The organism is Allobosea sp. ASV33 (assembly GCF_016428755.1).
Classification (GTDB): domain Bacteria; phylum Pseudomonadota; class Alphaproteobacteria; order Rhizobiales; family Beijerinckiaceae; genus Allobosea.
The window spans coordinates 116,049-122,777 of sequence record NZ_JAELTI010000005.1; the positions used below are offsets into that span (position 1 = coordinate 116,049).

The 6,729-nt window shown below is 67.6% G+C and carries 6 protein-coding genes; 4 read left to right on the forward strand and 2 right to left on the reverse strand.

Going from position 1 to position 6,729, the window contains the following annotated elements; genetic code table 11:
* The first annotated feature begins 86 nt into the window (after positions 1 to 86).
* On the forward strand, positions 87 to 1,097 hold the full coding sequence (locus tag JHD80_RS03075; protein ID WP_199084898.1) for a GlxA family transcriptional regulator: 1,011 nt from the start codon (positions 87 to 89) through the stop codon (positions 1,095 to 1,097).
* 179 nt (positions 1,098 to 1,276) lie between these two features.
* On the opposite strand, the gene leuD is transcribed toward JHD80_RS03075, so the two are convergent.
* Both leuD and leuC read right to left on the reverse strand, forming a co-directional pair.
* Positions 1,277 to 1,903, reverse strand: a complete 627-nt coding sequence (leuD, locus tag JHD80_RS03080) for a 3-isopropylmalate dehydratase small subunit (protein WP_199084899.1) — start codon at positions 1,901 to 1,903, stop codon at positions 1,277 to 1,279.
* Entirely contained in the window at positions 1,900 to 3,336 is a 1,437-nt protein-coding gene (gene leuC, locus JHD80_RS03085; RefSeq protein ID WP_199084900.1) for a 3-isopropylmalate dehydratase large subunit, read from the reverse strand. The genes leuD and leuC overlap by 4 nt, the downstream gene beginning before the upstream one ends.
* A gap of 120 nt (positions 3,337 to 3,456) precedes the next feature.
* Between leuC and JHD80_RS03090 the strand changes: the two genes are divergently transcribed.
* The 3 genes from JHD80_RS03090 to JHD80_RS03100 all read left to right on the forward strand — a co-directional run bounded on the left by JHD80_RS03090 (position 3,457) and on the right by JHD80_RS03100 (position 6,580).
* Positions 3,457 to 4,269 carry a GntR family transcriptional regulator gene (locus JHD80_RS03090; protein WP_199084901.1) on the forward strand — a complete coding sequence of 271 codons (813 nt, stop codon included), beginning with the start codon at positions 3,457 to 3,459 and terminating at the stop codon, positions 4,267 to 4,269.
* 80 nt (positions 4,270 to 4,349) lie between these two features.
* Positions 4,350 to 5,567 carry an ABC transporter substrate-binding protein gene (locus JHD80_RS03095; protein ID WP_199084902.1) on the forward strand — a complete coding sequence of 406 codons (1,218 nt, stop codon included), beginning with the start codon at positions 4,350 to 4,352 and terminating at the stop codon, positions 5,565 to 5,567.
* Positions 5,568 to 5,707: 140 nt separating this feature from the next.
* Entirely contained in the window at positions 5,708 to 6,580 is an 873-nt protein-coding gene (locus tag JHD80_RS03100) for a branched-chain amino acid ABC transporter permease (protein ID WP_199084903.1), read from the forward strand.
* Positions 6,581 to 6,729: the final 149 nt, after the last annotated feature.

Genomic DNA, 6,729 nt, shown 5'->3' on the forward strand with positions numbered 1-6,729 from the left:
TGCTCAGGGTAGCAATGCCGGAACGACGCGCATTTCAACTGCATGGATTCGTCATCCATGCTGTATGCTTGCGACAAGGAGGCGCCATGGCGACGCTCAAGGTCGGTTTCATCCTGGCGCGCCGGTTCACGCTCTGCGCCTTCGCGAATTTCGTCGACGTGCTGCGCCTGTCGGCGGATGAAGGCGACCGCTCGCGGCCGATCCTCTGTTCATGGCGCGTGCTGTCGCCGACGATGGAGGCGATCGCGTCGAGCTGCGGCGTCGCCGTCCAGCCGGAGGAACGGCTCGGCGACCCCGCACGCTTCGACTATCTCGTCGTCGTCGGCGGGCTGGTCGACGAGATCGAAAACCTGCACCCGGATACGGTGACTTTTCTCCAGCGCGCGGCCGCGGCCGGGGTGCCGCTGGTCGGCGTCTGCACCGGCACCTTCATCCTGCACAGGACCGGCCTGATGCAGGGCTATCGCGCCTGCGTGAGCTGGTTCCACCATGCCGATTTCCTGGAGCGCTTCGACGGGCTGAAACCCGTCTCCGACCAGATCTTCGTGGTCGATCGCGACCGGCTGACCTGCTCGGGCGGCGTGTCGTCGGCGCATCTCGCGGCCTTCATCGTCGAGCGCCATCTCGGCCGGGCGCGGGCTGCGAAGAGCCTGCATATCATGATCATCGACGAGGCCATGGCGGCGGAGGAGCCGCAGCCGGGCATGCCGCTCGCGCTCGTCGCCGATGATCCGCTGGTACGGAAGGCGCTGCTCCTGATGCAGCAATCAATCGACGCCCCGCTTGCGATCGGGCGCCTCGTGGCGCAGCTCGGCGTCGGCCGGCGCAAGCTCGAACGGCATTTTCGCGCGGCGCTGGCCATGACACCGCTCGAAGCGGACCGGCTGATCCGGATCGGCCAGGCCAAGCACCTGCTCAGGACGACCCGGCGATCGGCGACGCAGGTCGCGGCCGATACCGGCTTCTGCGACCTGCCCCATCTCATCCGGACCTTCAGGGCGATCGAGGGGATGACGCCGGATGCCTTCCGGCGATCGCCGATGCTCTCGATTTGCGCTGGTCCCCAAGGGGAAGGCTCATCACCGATACGGCCTTGATCGATATCCGGTCCGATTTTATAGCGGCCGCACCCCGCGGTCTTGCGATAATCGCGCGGCGATGACCGAGACGCCGCGAGCGGACCCGTCCTTCCATCGAGCCGAGTGGCCGTCCTACTGGATCGCACGGATCGCGTCGGCGTTCGACTTGGCTGGTGGCCGACGATGGTCGATCGCGATCAGGCTCCGGGATCGCGGCCGCGCTTCATCCAGGGGCGTTCGCGCTCGGTGGCCGTCCTGAAACGTGCGATCTCGTTCGAGAAAGAGCGCGTCACGTCGATGTCGTCCCAACCGTTCAGCAATTGCTCGCGCCAGACGGTGTCGATTTGGAACGGGACGGCGCGGTTCCCCCACGACACGGTGCAGGTCGTCAGATCGACGGCCACGTGCTGCTCCGGCACGGCGGCCAGAGCTGCGAGCAATTCCTCGATCTCCTCCTCGCCGAGGACAGCCGGTAACAGACCGTTCTTTACAGCGTTCGAGGCAAAGATGTCGCCATAGGTCGGCGCCAGGATGACGCGGATGCCGTGATCGGCCAAGGCATAGACCGCGGCCTCGCGTGACGAACCGGAGCCGAAGTTGCGGCGCGCCACCAGGATCGAAGCCGAACGGCCGGGCTCGCGATTGAGTGGAAAGCCCGGCTTCTCCGCACCTTCCTCGTCCCGTCGCAGATCATGCATCAGGAAATCGCCATAGCCTTCCGAGCGCGGCCGCTTCATGAAGCGGGCGGGAATCAGCTGGTCGGTATCGACATTGGCGAGGCCGAGCGCGCAGGCATGGCCGGCGACCTGGACAAGCGGCTTCACGAGCGACCCTCCAGCATCGGGCGGACATCGGCCAGGCTGCCGGCGACCGCGGCGGCGGCGGCCATGGCGGGCGACATCAGGTGCGTGCGCGCGCCCGGCCCCTGCCGGCCGCGGAAATTCCGGTTGGTGGTGGAGGCACAGCGCTCGCCGGCCGGAACGCTGTCGCCATTCATGCCCACGCACATCGAGCAGCCGGATTCGACCCAGTCCAGCCCCGCCTCGACGAAGATGCGGTCGAGCCCTTCTTCCTCGGCCTGACGCTTCACCTGCGCCGAGCCCGGCGAAACCAGGCCCGGCACCTTCGCCTTGCGCCCCGCCAGCACGCTCGCAGCCGCGCGGAGATCCTCGATGCGCGCATTGGTGCAGGAGCCGATGAAGACGCGGTCGATCGCGATGCCGGAGAGTTTCTGCCCGGCGCTGAGGCCCATATAGGCGAGCGCGTCACGGATCGCCGCCGCCCGCCCCTCATCCGCCTCGCGCGACGGATCGGGCACGGTGCCGTCGATCGGCAGCGCATCCTCGGGGCTCGTTCCCCAGGTCACGACCGGGGCGATCCGGCTCGCATCCAGCGAAATCTCGCGGTCGAACTCGGCGTCGGCGTCGCTCGGCAAACGGCGCCAGCTCTCGGCGGCCTGCTCCAGCAGCGCGCCTTTCGGCGCGAAGGGCCGCCCCTCGATCCAGCGGAACGTCGTCTCGTCCGGCGCGATCATGCCGCAGCGTGCGCCGGCCTCGATCGACATGTTGCACATGGTCATGCGCCCGGCCATCGACAGGGAGCGCACCGCCGCCCCGGCATATTCGACGGCATGGCCGCGCGCTCCGTCCGCGCCGATCGCCGCGATGATGGAAAGGATGAAGTCCTTGGCGCCGACGCCCGCGATCGGCGTCCCGTCGATGGTGATGCGCATGCGCCGGGGCTTCTTCTGCCAGAGCGTCTGCGTCATCAGCACATGCGCGACTTCGGAAGCGCCGATACCGAAGGCATAGGCGCCGAAGGCGCCGTGGGTGGACGTGTGGCTGTCGCCGCAGACCATCGTCAGCCCCGGCAGGGTCAGGCCCTGCTCCGGCCCGACGACATGGACGATGCCCTGGCGCGGATCCCGCATGCCGAAGAGCTCGATGCCATGCCGGGCGGTGTTGGCGTCGAGATCGTCGATCATTCGCGCGATCTCGGGATTGCCGACATGGTCGCGGTCGCGCGTCGGCACGTAATGGTCGGCGACGCCGAAAGTCAGGCCGGGCTCCGCCACCCTGCCGCCCCGCGCCTTAAGCTGGTTGAACGCGTGGAACGAGCCCTCGTGCACGAAATGCCGGTCGATCCAGAGCAGCGCATCGCCGGAGGGGCGCTCGACCACGACGTGATCGGCCCAGAGCTTGTCGAACAGGGTCCGCGGCCCGCTCCTTGCCTTTCCGTTGCCTGCCGATCTCACCATCGCGCCCTCCGCTCGGCAAAAACATAGCGCGAAACCGACTTGACGCAAGTCAGTTGTCCTATACGCTATACAACTACCTGTCCGACTTGGCAGTCAATCGATGCGCAGCAGGGGTGGCGCTTGGACGTTTCGCTCGAACCACTGAAGGCAAGGCGGCTGGCGCTGCTGCTGCGCGAGCGCATCGCCAGCGGCGAGATCGCCCCCGGCTCGCGCCTGGCGAGCGAGCCGGCCCTGGCGCTGGAACACGGCGTCTCGCGGGTCACCGTGCGCCGCGCGCTGGACAGTCTCGCATCCGATGGGTTGATCGACCGTCGCGTGGGTGCAGGCACCTTCGTCCGCGAGCCGGAGGCCCCCAAGCCGATCGTCGCCGACTTCGCGAACATGCTGACCCATCTCGTCGAGATGGGGCGGCGCACCGGGGTGCATCTGCTCTCCTTCTCCTATGTCCATCCGCCGGAAGCGGTCGCCCATTCCCTTGGGCTCGCGGCCGGCGAGCGGACGCAGCGCTCCGTGCGCGTGCGCCTCATCGATGGCCAGCCCTTCTCCTACCTCACCACCCATGTGCCCGAGCGGATCGGCCTGACCTATTCCGAGAGCGACCTCGCCAGCGTGCCGCTGCTGTCGTTGCTCGAGCGGTCCGGGGCGGCGGTCGAGCGAGCCTCGCAAACGATCAGCGCGACGCTGGCGAGCCCGGACGTCGCCGAGGCGCTGGGGCTCGAGATCGGCTCACCCCTACTCTCGCTGACGCGCGTGGTCTTCGGGCCGGACGGGCGCGGCGTCGAGCATCTGCACGCGCTCTACCGGCCGGACCGCTACTCCTTTCAGATGGAACTGCACCGCGCGGGCGATGCCGGCGAGAGGCGCTGGTCGCCCGCCCCTGCCCGTACCGCGGAATCCGCAGACGCAGTCCCAACCGCCGTGGGGGCCGCCTGAGACGCGACAAGCTTTTCGAAGACCGGATCCGTGAACGACCAACCCGGCACCAGACCGGGCATCAGACAGAGGAGAACGACATGACCATGAAGACCGAGATCTCACGCCGCGCCGTATTGGCAGGCACCGCCGCCGGAGCGACCGCCTTGGCCATGCCCGGCGTGCTGCGCGCGCAGACGAAAACCCTGAAGATCGGCATCCTGCAGCCGGTCACCGGCGCGCTCGCCTATGACGGGCAGCAGGGCCAGATCGGCGCCGAGGCGGCCATCAAGGCGATCAACGATGCCGGCGGCATCAAGTCGATGGGCGGCGCCAAGCTGGAGATGGTGTTCGGCGATGCGCGCTCGACGCCGGAAGGCGGCACCGCAGAAGTGGAGCGCATGCAGGCCGAGGGCGTGGTCGGCATCGTCGGCGGCTTCGCCTCGCCGATCTGCCTCGCCGCCAGCCAGGCCGCAGCCCGCTACGACCTGCCCTATATCGTCGATGTCGGCGTCGCCGATTCGATCGTCACCCGCGGCCTGAAGAACACCTTCCGCTTCGGGCCCGGCTTCGGCATGGTCACCAAGACCGCGCTCGCCAACCTCGCCAAGCTGAACGAAGAGTCCGGCAAGCCTGCCAAGACCGTCGTGCTGGTGCATGAGGACGGTCTCTTCGGCTCCGGCCTCGCCAAGCTGATGCAGGCGGAACTCCCCAAGCTCGGCTTCGAGATCCTCGACACCATCGCCCATCCGACCCCGGCGCGCGATATGTCGAACATCGCGCTGCAGATCCGCTCGAAGAACCCCGATCTCGTCATCCCCTCGAGCTATTACGGCGAGTTCGCCCTGCTGGCGCGCACGATGCAGCAGCAGCGCATCAAGCCGAAGGGCATCTATGCGGTGCTGAACGGTGCCGCCTCGAACTACCGCTTCGTCAAGGAGTTCAACGAGGCCGCCCAGTTCGTGATGGACTGCAACCACTGGCACGACCCGCGCAAGCCCGTGGCCGAGGCGCTGCGCAAGCAGGTCGAGGCCTCCGGCAAGTTCTGGACCTACAACATCCCACTCAACTACTCCTGCGTCGGCCTGCTGGCCGATGCGATCGAGCGCGCCGGCTCGACCGACAAGGCCAAGGTCACCGAGGCGCTGGCCGCCTCGACCTATGCCGGCCACATCATGCCCTATGGCCCGACGAAATTCGTCGACGGCCAGAACCAGGGTGGCGCGCCGGTCAACACCCAGATCCAGGGCAACGACATCAAGGTGATCTTCCCGTCCGACTTCGCCGACGCCAAGCCGGTCTTCCCGCGCCCGGCGTAAGAAGCGGCAACGCCATGGTCGGGCTCGTCCCGACCATCCACGCCTTCGGTGGCCGAAGGTCGTGTTCAAGACGTGGATGCTCGGCACAAGGCCGAGCATGACGCCGAGGCTGTGGCCCCGTCACCCAGCGAAAAGACAGCATGTTCGCACCCGACATCATCCTCGCCGCCGTGCTGAACGGCCTGATGACCGGCTCGGTCTATGCGCTGATCGCGCTGGGGCTGACGCTGGTCTACGGCGTGCTGCACATCATCAACTTTGCCCATGGCGCGACGCTGACCGCAGCGATGTTCGCCGTCTATGTGGCGCAGGCGATGCTCGGGATCGATCCTTATGTCGCGCTGCTGCCGATCACCCTGCTCTTCTTCGGGCTCGGCTACGCGCTGCAGCGTTTCGTCATCGGGCCGGCGAGCCATGGCGAGGACCGTAACATCCTGCTGGTCACGCTCGGCCTCTCGATCGTCATCGAGAACGCGATGCTGGCGCTCTTCCGCTCCGATACGCGCTCGATCGACGTGCCCTACGCTTTCGAGTCGGTCGATCTCGGCTTCACCTTCCTGGCGCTGCCGCGCGTCGCGGCCTTCGGCGTGGCGCTGCTCGTCGCGCTGCTGCTCGGCCTGCTGCTGGCGGCGACCGATACCGGCAAAGCGATCCGCGCCGTGGCGAAGGAGAAGACCGGCGCCGCCCTCGCCGGCATCGACGTCGCGCATATCTATGCCGTCACCTTCGGGCTGGGCGCGGCCTGCGTCGCCATCGCCGCCTGCCTGCTGATGCCGACCTTCTACGTCACCCCGCGCGCCGGCAACGCCTTCGTCCTCGTCGCCTTCACCATCGTCGTGCTCGGCGGCATGGGCTCGATCCCCGGGGCGCTGCTGGGAGCCCTCTTCATCGGCGTCGTCGAGAGCCTGTGCGGCCTGTTCTTCGGCGAAAGCCTCGGCCAGATCGGCATCTTCCTGATCTTCATCCTCGTCCTGCTGGTGAAGCCGACCGGCCTGTTCGGAGCCCGCGCATGATCCGCGCCTATGGCCCCGCACTGGCGCTGATCGCGCTCGCCGCGCTCGTGCCTTTCGCCGTCCAGGCGAACACGGTGCTGAACTTCGTCGTCTTCGCGCTGATCATCGCGCTCGCCGCGCAAGGCTGGAACCTGCTCGGCGGTCTTGCC